Here is a 21,239-nt window from a genome sequence, read left to right on the forward strand (position 1 = left end):
GCTCATGCCGGAATACGGCAAAGTGCCCGCGTTCAACGGGCGCTTTGCGGCTTCGCGTGCGCCAGCGTAGGATGTTCACAATTCAGCGCACGCTACGTTCGCGCCGTCGGCTGCTCGCCGTTGCAGCCGGCCAGGCTGCGACGCGCTTTCCCTCAGGTTCGTTTCGTGCAACCGACGGAGACCGCCTTGATGACCGTTGCCCGCCCGTTGTTGTCGCCCGGCACCCGCCGGTTCGTGTCCGGCCTGTCGGCCTTCGCCGCGCTCGCGGCGGCCGGTGCCCGCGACGCGTCGGCCCAGACGCCGTCGCCGCTCGGCGAATGGCAATACTCGGCGGGCGTCCCGCTGCAGAAACTGTTCAGTCCGACCGTCCCCACTTGGCAGGTCAGCGTCGGCGCGGCGATGACGCTGCAGCCGCGCTACGCGGGTTCCGATCGCTATCGCGTGATGGGCGGCCCGAATTTCGACGTGCGCTATCGCGACCTGTTCTTCCTGTCGACGGGCGACGGGCTCGGCGCGAACGTGTTGCGCGGGCCCAACTGGCGCGTGAGCCTGTCGGTCGGCTATGACCTCGGACGCCGCTCGGCCGACGATCTCGACCACCTGAACGGGCTCGACAACATCAACGCGGCGCCGGTGATGAAGCTCGCGGCCGACTACGTGATCTCGAAGGACTTTCCGCTCGTGCTGCGCGCGGATGTGCGGCGCAGCATCGGCGGCTCGAACGGCTGGGTCGGCGATTTCTCCGCGTACATGCCGATGCCGGGCAGCAACGAACACTTCTTCTGGTTCGCCGGGCCGACCGTGTCGTTCGCCGATTCGCGCTACATGAACAGCTGGTTCGGCGTGCCCGCGGGGGCGTCCGCGCGTTCGGGGCTGCCGGCCTATTCGTCGGGTGCGGGGATGAAGTCGTTCGGCGCGGGCGTGACGATGGTGTGGTTCGTCAACAAGCACTGGTTCGTGACGATAGACGGCGCGATCGAACAGCTCGTCGGCCGCGCGCGGCGCAGCCCGATCACGCAGCAGTCGACGAACGGCGTGTTCGACATGTCGGTGAATTACCAGTTCTGACCGCGATCGGCGACGGCCGGGCGGCCGCGTCGTGGTGCGCGGCATGCGGCATTTTTCGTCACATTTGATATGATTCCGACCTGTACAAACGTACAGTGATCGATCCCCGTGACGCCTGCATCGCCGACGCCCCCGGCGTTTTACTACCTGACCAATTTCGAACGCGCGCTGGCCTGGCTCGGCGAGCGTTACGACGACCTGCTCGATGCGAGCGAACATGCGTTTCTCGCGCATTTCGCGCAACTGCCGAAAGCGTCGCGTGCGTTGCTCGTGCGGATGCTGATGCGCAGCGGCACCGACTTCCGCGCGAGCAAGCTCGCGTACGACGAAATCGGCAGCACGCTCGACGCGGCCGCGCCGCTCGTCGAGCTCGGCTGGGTCGATCCGGCACCCGCGCTCACGCTCGACGAGTTGTTCGTGCTGTCGACCAAGGCCGACCTGCTGAAGGTGTTCCCGTCGCTCGCCGCGCACGCGGGCGCGCGCAAGCCCGAATGGCTCGAGCGGTTGCGGCCCGCGCACGACGTGGCGCAGCCGTTCGACGCATGGTGCGCGCAGGCCGACGATCGCGTGCTGCGCGTGACGGTCGGCGCGCTGTGCGACCGCCTGCGGCTGATGTTCTTCGGCAATCTGCATCAGGACTGGAGTGAATTCGTGCTCGCCGATCTCGGCGTGTTCCAGTACGAAAGCGTGCCGTTCGCGCCGTCGTCGCGCGCGTTCCAGCAGCGCGACGACGTCGACGCGTATCTCGCGCTGCAGACCTGCCGAGAAGCACTCGACGCATGGCCCGACGACCAGCCGTTCGACGATCTGCTGCAGGCGATCGACGCGGTCGGTTGCGCGCAGCCGTGGCTCGCGACGCGCCGCGCGAAGCTGCTGTTCACGCTCGGGCAGACCTGCGAGCGCCGCGCCGACTGGGCTGCCGCGCTCGACGCGTATGCGCGCAGCGCGTGGCCGGGCAGCCGGCACCGGCGCATTCGCGTACTCGAACGCTGCGGCCGCGACACCGATGCGCTCGCGCTCGCGCTCGATGCGCGCGGCGGCTTCGAAAGCGACGAGGAGCGCCAGCGCGTCGAGCGGATGCTGCCGCGCCTGCAGCGCCGTCTCGGGCAGCGGGTCGAACGCGCGGGCAGCACGCCTGAGGTGCCGCGCGAGACGCTCGTGCTGATGCGCCCTGAAGCGTTCGTCAGCGTCGAATACGCGGTGCGCGACCATCTTGCGCAGCCCGATGCGCCGGTTCACTACGTCGAGAACACGCTGATCAATTCGCTGTTCGGCCTGCTGTGCTGGGAGCCCGTGTTCGCGGCCGTGCCAGGCGCGTTCTTTCACCCGTTCCAGCGCGGCCCGGCCGACCTGCACGCGCCCGATTTCGCCGTGCGCCGCACGGACGCGTTCGCCGCCTGTTTCGCGCAACTCGACTCGGGCGCGTACCGCGACACGATCCGCCGGCACTTCGCGACGAAGACGGGGCTGCAATCGCCGTTCGTGTTCTGGGGCGTGCTGACCGACGAACTGCTCGACGAGGCGCTGGCCTGCCTGCCGCCCGAGCACCTGCGGCTGTGGTTCACGCGCCTGCTCGCGGATATCCGCGGCAACCGCTCGGGGCTGCCCGATCTCGTCCGTTTCTGGCCCGGCGAGCGGCGCTATGAATTGATCGAGGTGAAGGGCCCCGGCGACCGGCTGCAGGACAACCAGACGCGCTGGCTCGCGTACTGCATCGCACACGGCATGCCGGTGCGTGTCGTCGATGTCGAATGGGCCGGAGCCGGAGTCGAGCAGACCGAAGCGGCGGGATTGTCCGCATGAGCTACGTCGTCGCGGTGCGGGCGATGTGCGAATTCACCGCGCGGCGCGGCGATCTCGACCTGCGCTTCACGCCCGCGCCGACCGCGCTCGAAGGCATTGCCGGCCACGGCGCCGTCACGTCGAAGCGCGGTGCGCGCTACGAAACCGAGATCGCGCTGACCGGCACGTGGGGCACGCTCACCGTGCGCGGGCGCGCGGACGGCTACGACCCGGTCGCGAACCGGCTCGAGGAGATCAAGACCTACCGCGGCAGCCTCGACGCGATGCCGGCCAACCATCGCGCGCTGCACTGGGCGCAGGCGAAGGTCTATGCTCACCTGATGTGCGACGCACGCGGCCTCGCGGAAATCGACGTCGCGCTCGTGTATTTCGACATCGTGTCGGAGCGCGAGACCGTGCTGACCGAGACGCTCGGCGCAAGCGCGCTCGCCGCGTTCTTCGCCGAGCAGTGCGCGTGCTTCGTCGGCTGGGCCGAGCGCGAGACCGCGCACCGCTCGGCCCGCGATGCGGCGCTGCGCGCGCTGACGTTTCCGCACGGCCGGTTCCGCAGCGGCCAGCGCGAGCTGGCCGTGTCCGTCTATCGGGCGGCGCGCGACGAGCGCTGCCTGATGGCGCAGGCGCCGACCGGTATCGGCAAGACGCTCGGCACGGTGTTTCCGCTGCTGAAGGCGTGCGGCGAGGGCGAGCTCGATCACGTGTTCTTCCTGACGGCGAAGACGCCTGGCCGCGCGCTCGCGCTGGAAGCGGCGACCACGCTCGGCGCCGGCACGCCGGCGCTGCCGCTGCGCGTGCTGGAGCTCGTCGCGCGCGACAAGGCGTGCGAGCATCCCGACCGCGCGTGTCACGGCGAATCGTGCCCGCTTGCGCAAGGCTTTTACGACCGGCTGCCGGCGGCGCGCGACGCGGCGATCGGCGCGGGGCTGCTCGATCGCGATACCGTGCGCGAGGCGGCGCTCGCGCACGACGTCTGTCCGTACTATCTCGCGCAGGAGCTGGCGCGCTGGTCGGACATGGTGATCGGCGACTACAACTACTACTACGACGGCAGCGCGATGCTGCATACGCTCGCGCAGCAGAACCAGTGGCGCGTCGGCGTGCTCGTCGACGAGGCGCACAACCTGCTCGATCGCGCCCGCAAGATGTACAGCGCATCGCTCGACCCGTTCGCGTTCGCGGCCGCGCGCGAGACGGCGCCCGCGGCACTGCGCAAGGCGTTCGACCGGCTCGCGCGTGCGTGGGGCACGCTCAATCGCGCACAGGCCGAGCGCTATGCGGCATACCCCGAGATTCCGGGGCCGATCGTGTCGGCCGTGCAGAACCTCGTCGCGGCGATCGGCGAACACCTGACCGATGCGCCGCGCGCGAATGGCGACGCGCTGCTGCGCTTTCATTTCGAGGCGATCCAGTTCGGCGTGCTCGCCGATGCGTTCGACAGCGCGTCGATCTTCGACGCGACGCTGCACGGCGAGCCGCTGCCGCGCCAGTCCGGGCTCGACGGCGTCGCACCGGCCGGGCGCCGGCGCCGCATCCAGTCGACGCTGTGCGTGCGCAACGTGATTCCGGCCGGCTTTCTCGCGCCGCGTTACGACGCCGCGCGCGCGACCGTGCTGTTTTCCGGCACGTTGAGCCCGTTTCATTTCTATCGCGACACGCTCGGGTTGCCGGCCGACACCGGCTGGCTCGACGTCGACGGGCCGTTCCGCGCCGAGCAACTGACCGTGCGCGTCGCGAGCCACGTATCGACGCGCTGGCGCGACCGCGACCGTTCGCTCGAACCGATCGTGGACCTGATCGCCGCGCAGTATGCGACACGGCCCGGCAACTACCTCGGTTTCCTCAGCAGCTTCGACTATCTCGGGCGCATCGTCGCGCTGATGCAGACGCGTCATCCGGACGTGCCCGTGTGGGCCCAGGCGCCCGGCATGGCCGAAAGCGAGCGCGACGCGTTTCTCGCGCGCTTCGACGCGGGCGGGCGCGGGGTCGGCTTCGCGGTGCTGGGCGGTGCGTTCTCGGAAGGCGTGGATCTCGTCGGCGAGCGGCTGATCGGCGCGTTCATCGCGACGCTCGGGCTGCCGCAGGTCAACGATGTCAACGAACAGATGCGGCGCGCGATGGAGGCGCGCTTCGGCAACGGGTACGACTACATGTATCTGTACCCGGGCCTGCAGAAGGTCGTGCAGGCGGCCGGGCGCGTGATCCGCACCGAACACGACGAAGGCGTCGTGCATCTGATCGACGATCGTTACCGGCGGCGGGAGGTGCGCGATCTGTTGCCGCGGTGGTGGCGGATCGGGTGACGGGCGTGACGGATGTCGTGCGCGGGATGTCGTGCGCGCGGCTCGCGTGAATCCCTAAAGCACGTTGAGCATCGCGAGCGCGGTTTCCTGCAGATGCGGCAGCACGCGCCGCACGGCCGCGTCGGTCGTCTCCGTGCCGATCGGCATGTTCGTGCTCAGCGCGGCGACGACTTCGCCGTGACGGTTCTTCAGCGGCACCGCGATGCCGCGCACGCCGACCTGCAATTGCTGCTCGATCACCGCGAAGCCCGCGTCGCGCGCGTGGTCGACCTGTTCGAGCAGGCGCGCCTTGTTGGTGATCGTGTGCGGCGTGAACGGCGCGAGTTCGGTGTCGTCGAGCCACGTGCGGACGGCCTCGCGATCCGGATGATGCGCGAGCAGCACGACGCCCGGCGACGTCAGCGGGGCGGGCACGCGCGCGCCGAGCACGAAGCCGGTCGTCATCACGCGCGACACGCCGTTGCGGGCGATGAACACGAGTTCCCAGCCGTCGAGCACGCTCACGTACGCCGATTCGTTCAGCGACGCGCTCAGTTGCTGCAGATAGGGCTGGACCGTGCGCGGCAGGCGCGCCGAATCGAAGTACGACCAGCCGACCCGCAGCACGCGCGGCGTGAGGCCGTACAGCTTGCCGTCGGTGTACACGTAGCCGAGCGATTCGAGCGTCAGCAGGTAGCGTCGCGCGGCCGTGCGCGTGAGGCCGGTGCGGGCGGCGGCCTGGGTAGGCGTCATCCGCGCGTGCTGGCTGTCGAATGCCTCGAGGATCATCAGGCCCTTTTCGAGGCCGGCTATCCAGTCGCGTCGGTCGAGGTCGGGCTTTTTCATGGTCGGGGACGCGTCGTGCGCGGTGTTCGTGCGGGAGTGGGCGATTATCGCGCGGCGCGGCGGACAATGCGATATGCGGCGAGCCGGCGCTGTCCGTTCGGCCAGCTGTGCGGCCTTGCAGCCCGTGCATCGTGGCAACGGCCTCGATCGAGGGCTGCGAGTACCTGTACACCGAAGATATGCATGACGGCTTGCGGGTGGAGGGTGGCCCAGTATTGCGGAATCCGTTTGTCTGAGCGCCGGCGGTTTCGGGCACGCGCTCGTCCGGCGTTCTGGTCGCGACGGGCGGTCAGGCAGCGCGAGGTTCTCGGGCTCACGTGTGTTCGTGACAAAGCGCGGCAATCCGCCATCGGGTGTCGCTCACGCACCACAGCTCCAGAAAATCGAAGCGAGAATCCATCGTTCCGTCGTGCCAGACGAATCCAGTGCCGGATATCGTTGCCCATTGCGCGTGCTCGGCGATCTGTATCGCGTCATCCCGGTATGCAACACGACGTGTGACCGTCGCCCGTTCGGCCGACAGGGCGCGCATTCGAGCGAGAAACTGCGCTTTCGGACGAAAGCGATTTTCGTGCTGGATAAAGAAGTGCGGGCTTGCCACGAAATCGAGTTGCTCGACGTCGGCGTGGCGATACGCATCGATCCAGACTTCGCGCATCTGCATCAGTGTGAATCGAGGTTCCATGTCGCTTGCATTCCGGTTGAGGTGCGAGTTCGCCGTGTGTGCGGCTATTCGCTTGGGCAGGAACGCAGCCTATGGCTTCGACAGGTGTTTGGGCAATTGGACAGGTCTGAATCTGGCGTTCGGCGAGCGATGCAATTTTGCATTTGCGCCGGCGACATCCAGCTCATGCGCTCGAGCAATCCCGGCCGAAGGGCCGTGACCGTAATGGTGTGATCGATGCTGCCACGTCGACGCGAACGACGTCGATGCCGGGACGGGAAGTGAGGCGGGAGCGTGGCCGATACGAACCCGACGGCGGCCGATGGCTGAAGAGGGGCAGCGGCGCGTCGGCGCCGCCGGTCGAATGCAAAAAGCGGTAAGGCGCGGACGCGGCGTGCCTGTTACGCCCGCCGCATCCCGATTGCCATTACTCGCTGCTCGTCCACTCGACGTTCGCACCGACCGAACGCAGGTTTTCGACGAAATGCGGGTGCGCGCGGCGGATCGGCAGTGCGTTCATGATTTCCGAGCGGCCTTCGATGCTCGCGGCCACCATCAGCAGCGCGATCGCGACACGGATGATGTACGGGCTCTCGACGCGCGCCGGCGTCAGCTGCAGGCCGCCGAACGTGATCAGCCGGTGCGGATCGGACAGCAGCACGTGCGCGCCGAATTTCGACAGTTCGCCGGACCAGCCGAGCGCGCCGTCGTAGACCTTGTTCCAGAACATCGCGCTGCCTTCCGCACGCACGCCGAGCGCGATGAAGATCGGCAGCAGGTCGACCGGCAGGTACGGCCACGGCGCGGCTTCGACCTTGGTCAGGATGTTCTGCGTGAACGGCCGGCGCACGCGCAGCGGGCCGTCGCGTTCGGCACGGGACCAGCCGTCGCGGTGCGTGACGGTCACGCCGAACTTCGCGAACGTGCGGTCGATCAGCGGGAAATGCTCCGGCGACGAGTTGCGCACCGTGATGTCGCCGCCGGTGATCGCGCCCAGTGCGAGGAACGTCGCGATTTCGTGGAAATCCTCGGCGAAGCGGAATTCACCGCCGCCGAGCTTGCCGCCGCCCGTCACGCACAGGCGCGACGTGCCGATGCCTTCGATCGCGACGCCGATCATCGCGAGGAACTGGCAGAACTCCTGCACGTGCGGCTCGGACGCCGCATTCATCAGCGTGGAGGTGCCGCCGGCGGCCGTCGCGCACAGCGCGAAGTTTTCGGTGGTCGTCACCGATGCGTAGTCGAGCCAGTGATCGTTGGCCGTCAGCGGGCCGTCGGCACGGACGATCAGCGAATCGGGCGTGCGCTGGATGTGCGCGCCGAAGCGCTCGAACACTTCGACGTGCGGATCGATTTCACGCACGCCGAGCGTGCAACCCTTCACGTCGTTCTCGAGGCGCGCGACGCCGAAGCGCGCGAGCAGCGGCGGAATCAGCATGATCGACGAGCGCATCGCCTCGGGCAGGCGGTGAACGGCCGGGTCGAACGTCGTGTTGCGATGGTGGAGTTCGAGAATGCCGGTCGTGAAGTCGACCGACACGTCGCTGCCGAGCGTGCGGAAGATGTCGAGGATCTTGCGCACGTCGGTGATGTCCGGTACGCCGACGAGGCGCAGCGGCTGATCGGTCAACAGGGTGGCGCACAGGATCGGCAGGACGGCGTTCTTGTTCGCGGACGGCTTGATGTCCCCGCGCAGCGGAGTGCCGCCGTGGACGATGAGATTCGACATGATATGGGGGCGTATCTGTGACTGACGTAGGCCCATATGATGCCATTGGTCGGCGGGTGACGTGGAATGTTCAGAGGGGAAAAAGGGCTTCTGCGCGCGGGATTGACCGTGTTTGACGTTGGGCGAGGGCCGGGCCCGTCCGGCTCGCCGGGGATAGTAGCCGGTGTGAAAATGGCCGGCGCGTATTGCGGCCGGCCCTCCGGTCATTTCCTCACTCCGCCGCCCGCATCCGCGCGGCGACCACCAGCGAGATCAGGCAACCCACTGCGAGATAGCCGGCGACCAGGTGCCACGAACCGCCGGCCAGGCTGACCAGCGCCACCGCGATGAACGGCGTGAACCCGCCGCCGACGACGCTCGCGAACTGATAACCGACGCCCGCGCCGCTGTAGCGGTATTCCGCACCGAACAACTCGGTGAAGAGCGGTTGCTGGACGCTCACGATCATGTCGTGCGCCGCATTGGCCAGCAGGATCGAAAAGACCACGATCCACGCGATCGAGCGCGATTCCAGCGCGACGAAGAACGGCACCGCCGACGCGAGGCCGATCAGCGCGCCGATCAGGTAGATGCGGCGCAGGCCGAAGCGATCCGCCAGCCATGCGAAGCACGGGATCGTCAAGCAGCTGACCGCGCCGACCAGCAGGCCGATGTTCAGGAACAGGTCGCGCGACATGCCGAGGTTCGACGTCGAATAGCTGAGCGCGAACGCGGTGACGATATACATCGTGAACAGTTCGGCGAGCCGCAGCGCGACGATCAGCAGGAACGCCTTCGGATGGCGCGTCAGCGCCTCCAGCACCGGCAGGCGCAGCTTGCGATTGCCGTGCTCGACCTTTTCGACGAATTCCTGCGACTCGTCCATGCTCTTGCGGACCCACAGCCCGATCAGCACCAGCACGATGCTGAACACGAACGGCAGGCGCCAGCCCCACGACTTGAACGCGGCCTCTCCGAGCGTATGGCTCAGGATCGACACGATCCCCGTGGCCAGCACGAGCCCGACGCCGTAGCCGACCTGCACGCCGCTGCTGTAGAACGCCTTTTTCTGCTTCGGTGCGCTCTCGACGGCCATCAGCGCTGCGCCGCCCCATTCGCCACCGACCGCGAAGCCCTGGATCGCACGCATCAGCACCAGCAGCACGGGCGCCCACCAGCCGATCGTCGCGAAGCTCGGCAGCAGGCCGATCGCGACGGTCGACAGCCCCATCAGCATCACGGTCAGCACGAGCATCCGCTTGCGGCCGAGCCGGTCGCCGTAATGGCCGAACACGACGCCGCCGAGCGGCCGGAACAGGAAGCCGACGCCGAAGGTCGCGAACGCCGCGAGCGTGCCCATGGTCGGGCTGACCTTCGGAAAGAATTCGGAATTGAAGACGAGTGCGGCGACGATCCCGTACAGCAGGAAGTCGTACCAGTCGACGACGGCACCGACGAAGCTGCCGATTGCGGCCTTGCGGGCCTGGCCGCGCGCGCGGGCGCCGGCGGCGGCATCGAGGGTGTCGAAGGTTGGGGTCATGGCGAAGTCTCCTGGCATGGCGCATCGTGGAATCGTGGCGGCGCCGCGTCCGATGCTGCATTGAAGTCGATGGGTGGACGGAGAATAGGGCGCGCGCCGCGCGACGGCAATTGGCCGATCGGACAAAATGCGCGATTATCGATCTTTTATGTGCGATTATCGAACGAATCCCGGGTTTGCACTAGGCGAGGCATTCGTATCCCGTTCGGCCAGGGTGTGCCGGCGTGAACGATCTGGTTAAAATCGGGACCATCAAAACCTTGCCCGAATCGGGCGGACACCCGGCCACCCTATCGGCCGGGCATGCCGCACGCGCCGGGCGTCATCCCCATCGACCGCATACCCCCGGAGACTGTAATGCCCGGCAATTCCCACCCCCTGTCCAGCGATACGCCGCCCGTTGCCGATCCGGCCGCCAATCCGCTCGGGATGGCCGGACTCGAATTCGTCGAGTTCGCGGCGCCGGTGCCGGACGCGCTCGCGCAACGCTTCGAGCAGCTCGGATTCAAGGCGATCGCGCGCCATGTCAGCAAGAACGTCACGCTGTACCGGCAAGGGCAGATGCAGTTCCTGATCAACGCCGAGCCCGATTCGTTCGCTGCGCGCTATGCAGAGGAATACGGGATGGGCGTGTGCGCGATCGGGCTGCGCGTGGCCAGCGCACGGCGCGCGTTCGAGCGTGCGATCGAGCTCGGCGCGTGGGCGTTCGAGGGCGAGCGGATCGGGGTCGGCGAGCTGAAGATTCCCGCGATCCAGGGGATCGGCGATTCGCACCTTTATTTCGTCGACCGCTGGCGTGGGCGCGACGGCCAGCGCGGCGGCGTCGGCGACATCTCGATCTTCGACATCGATTTCCGGCCGATCGACATCGCGACCGCGCATACCGATCTCGATTGCGCGGGCACGGGCCTGCAGCAGGTCGACCATTTCACGCAGACGGTCGGCGCGGGGCGCATGCGCGAGTGGCTCGACTTCTATCACGACCTGCTGCACTTCCGCGAAATCCATGAAATCGACGCGCACTGGCATGTGTCGGAAGAGTCGCGCGTGATGGTGTCGCCGTGCGGCGCGGTGCGGATTCCGGTCTACGAGGAAGGCACGCGCCGCACCGAACTGATGCACGCGTATTTGCCGGACCATCCGGGCGAAGGCGTCCAGCACGTTGCGCTGGCGACCGACGACATCCTGGCGAGCGTCGATGCGCTGCGCGCGAACGGCGTCGAATTCATCGAACCGCCGGCGCCCTATTACGACGAAGTCGATGCGCGGCTGCCGGGGCACGGCGTCGATCTCGACGCGCTGCGCCGCCGCGCGGTGCTGGTCGACGGCGAAATCGGCAACGACGGCGTGCCGCGCCTGTTCTTCCAGACCTTCGTCAAGCGCCGGCCCGGCGAGATCTTCTTCGAGATCGTGCAGCGGCAGGGGCACCACGGATTCGGGGAAGGGAACCTCGCGGCGCTGGCCCGCGCCCGCGACGCCGGGTGAGCGACAGAGGGCGTGGTCGCGTAGTGGCCACGGCCGCGAGTGCGACTGCGGAATCAGCGACCGCGTAACCTCACACGCCCGCGGCCGGCACACGGTTCGGCGCCGGATCGTTCGGCGCCTTGAGCGCGCATGCGGTACCGCCCGGCGTGTACATCGACACGACGCAGCGATTGCATGACGTGCAGCCCGATTGCGCGATGGGGCCGTCGCGCAGTTCGTTCACGAAACCCGGCTCGAACACGAGCGCGCGGGCGAGCGCCACCGCGTCGAATCCTTCGCGCATCGCCAGCGCGACGTTCTCGCGCGAGCGCACGCCGCCCAGATAGGCGAGCGGCATCCGGACGGCCGCTCGCACCTGCCGCGAATGCTCGAGGAAATACATCTCCCGAAACGCGCCCATCTTCGGCTCGGTGAGCTTCTGCAGCGCCATTGCGGTGCGCACGATCGCGTTGTCGGCGTTCGCGCGCGCCTCGCCGGGCAGCGGGCTGCCGAACAGCTGCCACACCGACTCGACGTTCATCCCGCCGCTCAGCACCAGCAGGTGCGCGCCCTCGGCCTCGAGCCGCCGTGCGATCTCGGATGCGTCGTCGGGCGTTCCGCCGCCACGCACGCCTTCGGTCACGCCGATCTTGCAGACCACGGCGAGATCGCGGCCGACCGCATCGAGCACGCGGCGCAGCACCTCGACGGGGAACGTCGCGCGACGCGCCGCATCGCCGCCGTATGCGTCGCGGCGACGGTTGTACAGCGGCGACAGGAACTGGCTCAGCAGATAACCGTGACCCATATGGATCTCGACCGCGTCGAAGCCCGCGTCGCGCGCGTGGCGCGCCGCGCGTGCGAATTCGTCGGCGATGACGGTCATCTGGTCGCGCGTCATCGCCTGCTTCAGGAAGCGGCCGCTCATCACGCCGACCTTGTTGAACCCGCCCGACGCACTCAACGGACGTTTCGTCGACAGCGAAGGCAGGAACGTGAAGCTGCCGCCGTGGGTGATCTGCGCGGACGCCGCCGCGCCGTGGCGATGCACCGCGTCGGTCAGCGCGCGGAATTGCCGGACCGTGGGCGCATCGAGTCGCGCCTGGTCGACGAACGTGCGGCCGTCGTCGCTGACCGCGCAGTACGCGACCGTCGTCAGCGCGGCGCCGCCCGCGGCGATGCGTTCATGAAACCCGACGAGCGCACGCGACGGCACGCCGTTCGGCGTCATCCCTTCGTTGGTCGCGGATTTGATCAGGCGGTTGCGCAGCGTCAGCGGGCCGATCTGCAGCGGGCTGAACGCGGTATCGAGGGCGGCAGGTTCCATGTCGGGCGTGCGTCGGAATGGGGATGGCGACCATTGTGCGGAGCCGACGCCGGATCGCATCGTCCACGTGGATGATCCGCCGCCCACCGCCCACCGCCCGGGCGCCCGCACCGCCTAGTCGGCCGCGCCCAGCTTGCGCGCCTGGCGGCGCATCCCGTCGAAGATCGCATCGGCCACGTCTGACGGGAAATCCGCCGGAATGCGCGACGCGACGCCGGCGATCACCGGTTCGGTGCGTGCCGCCACATCGGCCATGGCCGCGCGTACGGCGTCTTCGGTCAGACCGACACGCGCGCCTTGCGCGATCCAGTGACGCGGCTGGATGTCGCCGATCACGTAATGGCGATTCTTCCCGCACACGGCCATCGCGAGCCGGGCGCGCCGCGGCGGCAGCTGATTGCGGCGCGTGCCGATGATCGGATGCGCGGACAGCACGTCGTACAGCGGCGTGCTGCGATACGTGTTGCCGGGCAGGTGCGCGATGCTGAAATTCTTCGCGTGGCCGTCGATGGCCGCGAGCACCCAGAACACGAGCTGCGTGACGAAGAAGTTCGTCCGGTCCCGCGCGGCCTCGGCGGAATTCGCGAGGATGCCCATGATCGTCGCGATGCCGGGGCCGCCGTCGGATTCGTATTTGGCGCCCGACGGCGTGCCGGTCGCCTGGCACATGTCCTCCTGCGGCAGCCGCAGGATCCAGGTGCCGTCGCGGGACGGACGGCGGTCGAAACGCTCGACGATCAGCGCCTTCTGGTCGTCGAACCGGCCGATGTCGCACGCGGCGACCGGCAGGCCGTACGCGGCGACGATCTTCGAACACAGCCATTCGTTCTCGACCGACGTGCGCATGTCGGCCTGCATGTTCCCGACGCGTCCCAGCGGCAGCTTGAAGATATGCGTGGTCGGCGTGCTGCCGGCCGGCAGCAGCCAGCGATTGCCGTCGCGCAATAGTGCGGTTTTTTCCTGCGCGCCGGCGATCGACAGGCGCAGCTCGCCGTCCGGCTCCGCGTGGCCGGGCAGCGGCGCGGCGGTCGCGTGGCGCAGCACGTCGGCCACGGCCGCATCGTCGAGCGCGGTGCCGTCGATCGATTCGAGGTCGACCGGTGCTTCGTCCGGAGGCAACAACTGCAGCGCCCCGACGCAATCGCGGCCGATCGACGCGAGCAGTTCGAACGGCGCCGTCGACCCGAGCCGGTAGCGCTGCGCGATGCGGCGGCGGATCGGCTGGCTGTCCGGGAGCAGGTTGTCGAAGTAGTCGGCGACGATCGCGCCCTGGTGCGGCTGGTTGCCCGGCGTGAACGGCAGCGACAGCGACAGCGGACGGCCTTGCGGATCGTCGACCCACGCCGGCAGGTAGACGAGGCGCTCGACGCCGCGCCGGACTTCCCAGTAGCCGACCGGGATGCCGTTCATCCACAGGTCGAGGCGGTCGTGGCGGGGGCGGCGGGCCATCGTCACCAGTCCTCCCTTGTGGTGCCCCGAGGCTTGCCGGGCGTGGCGGCGGCGGGCCGTTTCCGCGTGGCGGCGGATGGGGCCTTCGCAGCGGCCGGCGGGCGAGCCGGCAGCTCGGACGAACCGGGCGAACCGGGCGAGCGACCGCGCGCGGCCGGCGTGCGCTTGGGCGCCGGCGCGGTGCCAGCGGGCGCCGCTGCGTCGTCCGGCGTGCCCGGCTCGAGCGCCAGGCGAACGCCGAGCACGTTCAGCACCTTGAAAAGACGTTCGATACTGACCGCGGACGGATTGGCTTCGAGCTGCGCGTACGACTGTTGCGTCACGCCGAGGCGGGCAGCGAGCTGCGCCTGCGTGAACCCCGCCGACTTCCGGAAGCCGACGAGGATCGGGCGCAACTGGCTCAAGGTCTGGACAGGGAATGCCATGGGCTCTCCGCGCAATGACAGGCGATCGTTTGTAATCGGAAAATACAGTCTATGGTATGTATCGTCAAAATACAAACCCGAGACTGTATTTCATAAAAACAAACGATAGCCTGTCAAGCGGCAACCCGTGGGGCGGTGCCAGGACGCGCGGCACGCGCCTGTCAGCCCGGCATCATCACGCCGCCCGCAGCGGGCTCGCATCGGCGGAGCGCGCGCTTTCCGGATCGTCGTCGCCGAGCGGGATGAACGCCATGATTTCCAGGTCGTGCCCCGACAGCGCCGGCAGCCGGAACGGACTCGACAGCACATTCAGCCGCCGCACGCCGAGCTCACGCAGGATCTGCGAGCCGATTCCGGTCACGCGGCCGTCGCGGCGTGCGTGGCCGGCCGGCGTTCGCATCGCGTCGCCGCGCATGTCGCAGTCGAGCAGCACCGCGACGCCGCAACCGGCCGCGTCGATCCGTTGCAGCGCCGCGTGCAGCGGCCACGAATGCGCGGACGGTTCCGCGTCGAGCAGGTCGAGCAGCGAATGGCATTCATGCACGCGCGTCAGCACGGGTGTCGACGGATCGGGCTCGCCGCGCACCAGCGCAAGATGCGGCGCATCGTGCACGGTGTCGCGATACTCGATCGCGCGGAACCGGCCCCACGGCGTATGCAGCGGCCGTTCGCCGACACGCTCGACGAGCGATTCGTGCTCGCGGCGGTAATGGATCAGGTCCGCGATCGTGCCGATCTTCAGCCCGTGATGCGCGGCGAACGTCTGCAGCTCGGGCAGCCGCGCCATCGTGCCGTCGTCGTTCATCACCTCGCAGATCACCGACGCGGGCGTGAGCCCGGCGAGCGCCGCGAGATCGCAGCCGGCCTCCGTGTGTCCCGCGCGCACCAGCACGCCGCCCGGGCGCGCGGCGATCGGAAACACGTGGCCGGGCTGCACGAGATCGTCGGGACGCGCGCCCGCGCGCACCGCCGCGCGGATCGTCCGCGCGCGATCGGCTGCCGAAATGCCGGTCGTCACGCCTTCGGCCGCCTCGATGCTCACAGTGAACGCGGTGCCGAACGGCGTGCCGTTGCGATCGGCCATCGGCGGCAGACGCAGTTGCTCGCAGCGTTCCGCGGTCAGCGTCAGGCAGATCAGCCCGCGCCCGAAGCGTGCCATGAAGTTGATCGCGTCGGGCGTCACGTGATCGGCCGCGATCACGAGGTCGCCTTCGTTTTCGCGGTCCTCCTCGTCGACGAGCAGGACCATCCGTCCCGCACGCAGCTCGTCGACGATTTCCGGCGTACTGGCGAGCGTCATTGCGCCTCCGTCGCGTCGAAGGCGCGGCGCAGCGCGTCGGCGCCGAAGGTCAGCGCGCGATCGGCCGCGTCGACTGCGCCGAGCATGCTCGCGAAGCCGTGCAGCTGGCCCGGCCAGCGCACGAGCGAGACCGGCGTGCCGGCCTGCGCGAGACGCAGTGCGTACGCTTCGGCCTCGTCGCGCAACGGATCGAATTCCGCGCTGACGATGGTGGCCGGCGCCGCGCCCGACAGGTCCGCCACGGCGAGCGGGCTCGCGAGCGGCGATGCGCGGTCGGCGCCGTCGTCGAAATACTGGCGCTTGAACCAGCGCATCGCGTCCGCCGTCAGGAAATAGCCTTCGCCGAGCGATTCGTACGACGGATGCTCGGTCGCGCAATCGACGACTGGATACAGCAGCAACTGGTACGCGATCGCGATGCCCGAGCCGCGCAACTGCAGCGCGGCGACCGCGGCCAGGTTGCCGCCCGCGCTGTCGCCGGCCACGGCGATCGCCCCGGCGCGCGCGCCGAGATCGCGCGCACCGGCGGCGGCCCAGCGCACCGCGTCGCAAGCGTCCTGCGCGGCTGCCGGGAAGCGCGCTTCGGGCGCGAGCCGGTAATCGACCGACAGCACGAGCGTGCGCGCCCGCCTGGCAAGACTGCGGCACAGGTTCGCGTGCGAATCGATCCCGCACGCGACGAAGCCGCCACCGTGGAAAAACACGGTCAGCGGCAACGGCTCGTCGGCATCGGGCCGATACAGTCGTGCGGATAACTGACGACCCGGCGCCGGGATCTGCCAGTCCTCTTCGGCGGCAATCGCGTCGCCGGGCGCGAACGCGCTGCCTCCGGCGAGGCTCGCACGGTACGCGGGCACGGTCAGTCGATCGAAATCGATCGCGGGCACTTGGGCGAGCGCGGCGAGCAGCGCCTGCGCCTGAGGGTCGAGCGGCATTGGAACTCCTGTCTGAATCGGATGCGGTCTGAATCAGGTAAACCCGCATCGCGGTTTTCCCTGAGCCCGCGCCGGATGCTTGCCGGCACGGCCTGACGGGCATTCCAGCGCAGCGGGCAGGGCGCCACATCATCCGATTGGACGATGGTTCGCGCGTCCGGATGGCCAAAGCTCACCATTCAGTGAATGTCCCGATGACGCCGGAATTAAGACACGTCTTAATCATGGCGGCGCGGATGAATCGCACCGAACACAAGTTGCATGGAGGATGGAGCGTGCTGATGGAGACGAGATGGGCCCCGCAAGAGAGCCAGTCAACGAGCGAGGAGGCCGACATCGGCGTCGCTGATTTCAGCGAGCTGATGGCGCGCATCTACCAGGGGCCGATGGAAACGCCGCCGTGGGCCGGCGCGCTCGAGATGGTTCGCCGGCTGCTGCAGGCCAGCTACGTGACGCTGATCCTGCGCGCGGCCGCGAGCGACCGTCGCGCGCCGCTGTCCGTGCATGCATCGGAGTTCGGCCCGGTCGTGCCGGGCGACGGCGAGGCGTCGTACAACAACTACTACTATTCGCTCGACCCGTTCGTCGGCCTGCCGGCCGATCGCGTGGTCACGGTCGACGACGTGTTCGGCGATACGGGCTGGCTGTCGAGCGAACTGTACAAGCAGTTCCTGAAGCCGCAGGACGTGCGCTACATCCTCGGCGCGGACCTGCGCACGCCGTCGGGCGTCGAGTGCCGGTTCCGCGTGTGCCGCAATCATGCGTCGAAGCAGTTCTCCGCGCGCGACAAGGCGATCTGCGCGCTGCTGCTGCCGCACCTGAAGCGGGCGGTCGAACTGCATTCGCGGCTCGACACGGCCGAGGTCGAGCGGTCGATCTATGCCAACGCGATCAACCGGATGCAGATCGGCACGATCACGCTCGACGAGAACGGCACGATCATCGACATGAACGGCGTCGCAGACGAGATCCTGAAGCAGAACAACGGTCTGACGATTGCGCGCGGCACGATCGAGGCGACCGATGCGCAGGAGAATCGCACGCTCAAGCGGCTGATCCGCCACGCGGTGATGGGGCACCACGGCACGGCCGCGGCGATCGTCGAGGCGATGCCGATCACGCGCGGCTTCGACAAGCCGCGCCTCGGGCTGCTGGTGCGCACCGTGCTGCTGTCCGACTGGTCGGAGGACAACAAGCGCCGGCCGGCCGTTACGCTATTCCTGCGCGACCCCGACCGCAAGCCGCAGGGCGCGCAGGAAATCATCCGCAAGCTGTTCGACCTGACACCCGCCGAGACGTCGCTCGCGCTGCTGCTGACGAACGGGCTGACGCTCGAGGAGGCGGCGGAGGAATCGGGGATCAGCAAGAACACGGCGCGCACGCACCTGCGCGCGATCTTCTCGAAGACGGGCGTGACGCGCCAGGCGACGCTCGTGCGGATCCTGCTCGGGAGCGTGGTGCCGCTGGGTTGATTGGGGCGGCATGTCGTGCCGTAAGCCGCTGCGTCGATATCGCGCGCATTCGTCTGCCGATACATAGATTGCGCTCGACGTATGCGTTGCGGCGATCACGGCATCGAGAACAAGAGGCTCGCATGGTGCGAGCCTCGTTCGTTTGATGCGCAGCCGATGGCGTGCATCGGGCGCTTCAAGTCATCGCGCGGTCGATGTCGCACGCATCGTCACGACGCGGATCGCGGCAGGCGCCGACAACGGACGCGCGGCGTGACCGGGCGTCCGTCGCGGCGATTTACTTCAGCAGCGCGAGCAGATCGTCCAGCGACTGACGGCATGTCGCGGCGTCGGGCTTGTCGGCACGCAGCGCGGCCAGCGCACGGTCGATCGCCTTGTCGATCACATGCCAGTCGGCAGCCGAGCGCGGTTTCAGCGACGGCTCCGCATCGTCCCATTTCGTCTCCAGATCCTTGATGCGTATCTTCGCGCCGGCGAGATTGCCCGCTTCGACGAGCTTCCGGGTGTCCGTCGCGATGCCGCGGAACGACGACAGGTCGCCAAGCTTCGCGGCGGTTGCCGCATGGACGGGCGAGACGAGCAGCATAGACATGGGGCCGGCTGCGAGTGCCGCGACGATCGTGGCGCACATCAGTTTTCGAGTAAGCATGTCATTTCCTTTGGAGAGTCGGACGGGGTATGCGACAAGGCAAGGCAACGCGACGGTCATCGCGCGCTTGCCTGCCGGTTGGCGAGCGTCGTGCATGCGACCAGCAGCACGATCGACGTCAGGAACACCGCGCTCGTCGTCGCGGCACCCAGCCCGATGCCGCCGTATTCGCGGGCCTGGGACAGGAAATCGCCGAGCGACGCGCCGAGCGGGCGCGTGAGGATGTAGGCCAGCCAGAACGCGAGCACGCGATTCGTGCCCAGTCGCATCGAGACGGCCACCAGCGCGATCGCCGCGCCGAACGACACGATGCCGAGCCGGAACCCGAGACCGAGCGCTTCGGTGGCCAGATCGCCGGCGGCGGTGCCCAGCGCGAACGTCAGCAGGATCGCGGCCCAGTAGAACGCTTCGCGTCGCGTCGTGACGATGGTTTCGATCGACAACGTCCGCTCGCTCCGGTACCAGGCCGCGAACAAGGCCGCGAGCGCGACGGCGAAGCAGGCGGTGCTCGCGTACAGGCTGACGCCCAGCCCGTCCGTCAGCGCGTCGGTGATCTGCGTGCCGACGACGCTGACCAGCACCACGTTGAGCCAGTACAGCCACGGCACGCAGGTTCTCGCGCGGAACTGCAGCACGAGCGCGCCGACGAGCAGCAGGGCCATCAACGCGTCGGTGACGGGCACGCCGAGCCCGGCGCGGACGGCAAGATAGTCGGCGCCGGTTTCGCCGACGGTGGTCGACAGGATCTTGATGATCCAGAAGATGGCGGTGACGGCGGGCACCTTGTTCAGCAGGGTCGTCGATACGACGGGCGGGCGCGGATTCACGGATCGCTCCTTGAAGAGGCGCCGTCATGCATGCGTTGCGGCGCGGGTCGGAGGCCTCGGGCGAGGACTGGGCGCCACTATGCGGGCTGGATTCTTAACGGATGCTTATCGGGTGGGGCGACTTGGACGCGAACCGGAAGACGCGGGAGGGCGAGTGTTGACCGGGAGCGGCGCTTTCGGCGTTGCGGGCGCGGCCGGGATCAGAAGACGCAATACGTCGACGGGAGCAGCGAGGTGGCGAGTCAGGTACGGAAATAACGAAGCCCGCCGATGGAAACTCAACATTATAGAAATAATGTCAAACAACAGGGGTGTGACAATTGGATATTTAACGGTTTACGTTATATTATTAACGAAACCACCGACTCAAACCGTCATGTCCGACCTCGTTGCCGACGAATCCCGCCTGATCGCCGAAATCGACCGCCTGAGGGCCGATTTCCCGAAGACCCGCGAGCTCTATCGCGAGGTCTGCGCGTTGATGTTCTTCCGTTTCGGCGTCACGCCCACCGCGAACCGCCTTTACCAGCTCGTGCGCAAGGGCAGCATGAGCACGCCGACGGCGGTGCTCGGCGAGTTCTGGGCCGAGTTGCGGGAAAAGAGCCGGGTGCGCATCGAGCATCCGGATTTGCCGGCCGATCTGCAGGCGGCAGCGGGCGAACTCGTCGCCGCGTTGTGGCGCCGCTCGAGTACCGATGCCGCCGCAGCGCTCGATGCACTGCGCGCCGAAGTCGAAGCCGAGCGGGCCGCGGCGAAAGCGGAGGTCGCGGCATTGCAAGCCGACCTGTCCCGCACCGAAACCGCGCTGGAGCACCGCACGAGCGCGTTGCTGGCGGCCCAGGTGCGCATCCAGGAACTCGAGCAGGCGAGGGCGGCCGACGAAGCATCGCGCCGCGCGCTGCAAGCGGAAATCGAGCGGCTGAAGTCCGACAACGCGGACGCCGATCGCGCGCTGGCGCAGGCGCGCGCCGATTTCACGTCGCAACTCGACCGGCTGCGCGACGACGCGGGCCGGGCCGAGGAACGCTTGCGTGCAGCGGAGAGGCGAGCGCTTCAGGAGATCGACCGCGAACGGCTCGCGGCCGCACGCGTTCAGAAGGAATTCGACGCGGCCACGGCTCGTGCCGAACAGCGCGATACGCAGCACCGCAAGGATCTCGCGGCACTGCAGGCGCAACTGGCCGACACGCAACACCGCTGCGGCATGCTCGAAGGCCAGCTCGACGGGGCCCGCGCGGCCAATGCCGCGTACGTCGGCGAACTCGACGCATTGCGTGCCGAACGCGCGTCACGTCCCCCCGCGCGCCGGGCGCCGGGTCGACCGGCGGGCGGCACCCTGCGTGCGGCGAAACCGGTCGCGAGGAAGCGCGTCCCGAAACCCGCGTGACGTGGGCGCCACGGTGCGGCGACGACGTGTCCGCGACGCGGTGCGATTCGGGTAAAGTGCCGCTCAACTTGCCGGCTCGACGTTACTAGACGACCGGTC

17 protein-coding genes are annotated in these 21,239 nt (G+C 68.2%); 6 read left to right on the plus strand and 11 right to left on the minus strand.

What is annotated here, in order from left to right:
* The first annotated feature begins 189 nt into the window (after nucleotides 1-189).
* The 3 genes from U4Z64_RS32885 to U4Z64_RS32895 all read left to right on the plus strand — a co-directional run bounded on the left by U4Z64_RS32885 (nucleotide 190) and on the right by U4Z64_RS32895 (nucleotide 5,168).
* The gene (locus U4Z64_RS32885) at nucleotides 190-1,068 is read left to right on the plus strand and encodes a MipA/OmpV family protein (RefSeq protein WP_321822162.1); all 879 of its coding nucleotides are present in this window, start codon (nucleotides 190-192) and stop codon (nucleotides 1,066-1,068) included.
* A 108-nt stretch (nucleotides 1,069-1,176) separates the two neighbouring features.
* Complete coding sequence (locus tag U4Z64_RS32890; protein ID WP_321822163.1) at nucleotides 1,177-2,871, plus strand: VRR-NUC domain-containing protein; 1,695 nt, start codon at nucleotides 1,177-1,179, stop codon at nucleotides 2,869-2,871.
* The gene (locus U4Z64_RS32895; RefSeq protein WP_321822164.1) at nucleotides 2,868-5,168 is read left to right on the plus strand and encodes an ATP-dependent DNA helicase; all 2,301 of its coding nucleotides are present in this window, start codon (nucleotides 2,868-2,870) and stop codon (nucleotides 5,166-5,168) included. The genes U4Z64_RS32890 and U4Z64_RS32895 overlap by 4 nt, the downstream gene beginning before the upstream one ends.
* 54 nt (nucleotides 5,169-5,222) lie before the next feature.
* Here U4Z64_RS32895 and U4Z64_RS32900 read toward each other — a convergent pair whose 3' ends face one another.
* From U4Z64_RS32900 to shiA, 4 genes are all read right to left on the minus strand, one after another.
* Complete coding sequence (locus U4Z64_RS32900; RefSeq protein ID WP_044843104.1) at nucleotides 5,223-5,993, minus strand: IclR family transcriptional regulator domain-containing protein; 771 nt, start codon at nucleotides 5,991-5,993, stop codon at nucleotides 5,223-5,225.
* A gap of 313 nt (nucleotides 5,994-6,306) precedes the next feature.
* Nucleotides 6,307-6,678, minus strand: a complete 372-nt coding sequence (locus U4Z64_RS32905; protein WP_124519472.1) for a DUF4440 domain-containing protein — start codon at nucleotides 6,676-6,678, stop codon at nucleotides 6,307-6,309.
* 406 nt (nucleotides 6,679-7,084) lie between these two features.
* Nucleotides 7,085-8,386 (minus strand): UDP-N-acetylglucosamine 1-carboxyvinyltransferase, encoded by a 1,302-nt coding sequence (locus U4Z64_RS32910; protein WP_044843107.1) that lies wholly within the window; start codon nucleotides 8,384-8,386, stop codon nucleotides 7,085-7,087.
* Nucleotides 8,387-8,597: 211 nt separating this feature from the next.
* Nucleotides 8,598-9,905, minus strand: coding sequence for a shikimate transporter (gene shiA, locus U4Z64_RS32915; protein WP_321822165.1), 1,308 nt, complete (start codon nucleotides 9,903-9,905; stop codon nucleotides 8,598-8,600).
* A 357-nt stretch (nucleotides 9,906-10,262) separates the two neighbouring features.
* Between shiA and U4Z64_RS32920 the strand changes: the two genes are divergently transcribed.
* Entirely contained in the window at nucleotides 10,263-11,390 is a 1,128-nt protein-coding gene (locus U4Z64_RS32920) for a 4-hydroxyphenylpyruvate dioxygenase family protein (protein ID WP_321822166.1), read from the plus strand.
* 70 nt (nucleotides 11,391-11,460) lie between these two features.
* Here the strand turns inward: U4Z64_RS32920 and U4Z64_RS32925 are convergent, their stop codons facing one another.
* From U4Z64_RS32925 to U4Z64_RS32945, 5 genes are all read right to left on the minus strand, one after another.
* Nucleotides 11,461-12,696, minus strand: a complete 1,236-nt coding sequence (locus tag U4Z64_RS32925; RefSeq protein ID WP_321822167.1) for an NADH:flavin oxidoreductase — start codon at nucleotides 12,694-12,696, stop codon at nucleotides 11,461-11,463.
* Between the two features lie 114 nt (nucleotides 12,697-12,810).
* On the minus strand, nucleotides 12,811-14,145 hold the full coding sequence (locus U4Z64_RS32930; protein ID WP_257772594.1) for a type II toxin-antitoxin system HipA family toxin: 1,335 nt from the start codon (nucleotides 14,143-14,145) through the stop codon (nucleotides 12,811-12,813).
* Nucleotides 14,146-14,147: 2 nt separating this feature from the next.
* Nucleotides 14,148-14,570, minus strand: coding sequence for a helix-turn-helix transcriptional regulator (locus tag U4Z64_RS32935; protein WP_321810834.1), 423 nt, complete (start codon nucleotides 14,568-14,570; stop codon nucleotides 14,148-14,150).
* 175 nt (nucleotides 14,571-14,745) lie between these two features.
* Entirely contained in the window at nucleotides 14,746-15,870 is a 1,125-nt protein-coding gene (gene ribBA, locus U4Z64_RS32940; protein ID WP_321822168.1) for a bifunctional 3,4-dihydroxy-2-butanone-4-phosphate synthase/GTP cyclohydrolase II, read from the minus strand.
* Nucleotides 15,867-16,805, minus strand: a complete 939-nt coding sequence (locus U4Z64_RS32945; RefSeq protein ID WP_321822169.1) for an alpha/beta hydrolase — start codon at nucleotides 16,803-16,805, stop codon at nucleotides 15,867-15,869. Before U4Z64_RS32945 ends, ribBA begins: the two co-directional genes overlap by 4 nt.
* Nucleotides 16,806-17,086: 281 nt before the next feature.
* Here U4Z64_RS32945 and U4Z64_RS32950 point away from each other — a divergent pair, with 281 nt between their 5' ends.
* Nucleotides 17,087-18,277: a helix-turn-helix transcriptional regulator gene (locus U4Z64_RS32950; protein WP_044843154.1), complete on the plus strand. Its 1,191-nt coding sequence runs from the start codon at nucleotides 17,087-17,089 to the stop codon at nucleotides 18,275-18,277.
* Nucleotides 18,278-18,554: 277 nt separating this feature from the next.
* Here the strand turns inward: U4Z64_RS32950 and U4Z64_RS32955 are convergent, their stop codons facing one another.
* On the minus strand, nucleotides 18,555-18,926 hold the full coding sequence (locus tag U4Z64_RS32955; protein ID WP_415750615.1) for a histidine kinase: 372 nt from the start codon (nucleotides 18,924-18,926) through the stop codon (nucleotides 18,555-18,557).
* Between the two features lie 56 nt (nucleotides 18,927-18,982).
* Nucleotides 18,983-19,720, minus strand: a complete 738-nt coding sequence (locus tag U4Z64_RS32960) for a hypothetical protein (protein WP_321822186.1) — start codon at nucleotides 19,718-19,720, stop codon at nucleotides 18,983-18,985.
* A 409-nt stretch (nucleotides 19,721-20,129) separates the two neighbouring features.
* On the opposite strand from U4Z64_RS32960, the gene U4Z64_RS32965 reads away from it, so the two are divergent.
* Nucleotides 20,130-21,140, plus strand: a complete 1,011-nt coding sequence (locus U4Z64_RS32965; RefSeq protein WP_044843115.1) for a DNA-binding protein — start codon at nucleotides 20,130-20,132, stop codon at nucleotides 21,138-21,140.
* Nucleotides 21,141-21,239: the final 99 nt, after the last annotated feature.

This window comes from Burkholderia sp. BCC1996, from assembly GCF_905339955.1.
In the GTDB taxonomy this organism is placed as follows: Bacteria; Pseudomonadota; Gammaproteobacteria; order Burkholderiales; family Burkholderiaceae; genus Burkholderia.

Coding starts and splice junctions, on each gene's coding strand:
- U4Z64_RS32965 (WP_044843115.1), top strand. CDS start 20,130: ATGTCCGACCTCGTTGCCGACGAATCCCGCCTGATCGCCGAAATCGAC.
- U4Z64_RS32895 (WP_321822164.1), top strand. CDS start 2,868: ATGAGCTACGTCGTCGCGGTGCGGGCGATGTGCGAATTCACCGCGCGG.
- U4Z64_RS32910 (WP_044843107.1), bottom strand. CDS start 8,386: ATGTCGAATCTCATCGTCCACGGCGGCACTCCGCTGCGCGGGGACATC.
- U4Z64_RS32955 (WP_415750615.1), bottom strand. CDS start 18,926: ATGCTTACTCGAAAACTGATGTGCGCCACGATCGTCGCGGCACTCGCA.
- ribBA (WP_321822168.1), bottom strand. CDS start 15,870: ATGACGCTCGCCAGTACGCCGGAAATCGTCGACGAGCTGCGTGCGGGA.
- U4Z64_RS32920 (WP_321822166.1), top strand. CDS start 10,263: ATGCCCGGCAATTCCCACCCCCTGTCCAGCGATACGCCGCCCGTTGCC.
- U4Z64_RS32905 (WP_124519472.1), bottom strand. CDS start 6,678: ATGGAACCTCGATTCACACTGATGCAGATGCGCGAAGTCTGGATCGAT.
- U4Z64_RS32925 (WP_321822167.1), bottom strand. CDS start 12,696: ATGGAACCTGCCGCCCTCGATACCGCGTTCAGCCCGCTGCAGATCGGC.
- shiA (WP_321822165.1), bottom strand. CDS start 9,905: ATGACCCCAACCTTCGACACCCTCGATGCCGCCGCCGGCGCCCGCGCG.
- U4Z64_RS32900 (WP_044843104.1), bottom strand. CDS start 5,993: ATGAAAAAGCCCGACCTCGACCGACGCGACTGGATAGCCGGCCTCGAA.
- U4Z64_RS32950 (WP_044843154.1), top strand. CDS start 17,087: ATGGAGACGAGATGGGCCCCGCAAGAGAGCCAGTCAACGAGCGAGGAG.
- U4Z64_RS32935 (WP_321810834.1), bottom strand. CDS start 14,570: ATGGCATTCCCTGTCCAGACCTTGAGCCAGTTGCGCCCGATCCTCGTC.
- U4Z64_RS32930 (WP_257772594.1), bottom strand. CDS start 14,145: ATGGCCCGCCGCCCCCGCCACGACCGCCTCGACCTGTGGATGAACGGC.
- U4Z64_RS32885 (WP_321822162.1), top strand. CDS start 190: ATGACCGTTGCCCGCCCGTTGTTGTCGCCCGGCACCCGCCGGTTCGTG.
- U4Z64_RS32945 (WP_321822169.1), bottom strand. CDS start 16,805: ATGCCGCTCGACCCTCAGGCGCAGGCGCTGCTCGCCGCGCTCGCCCAA.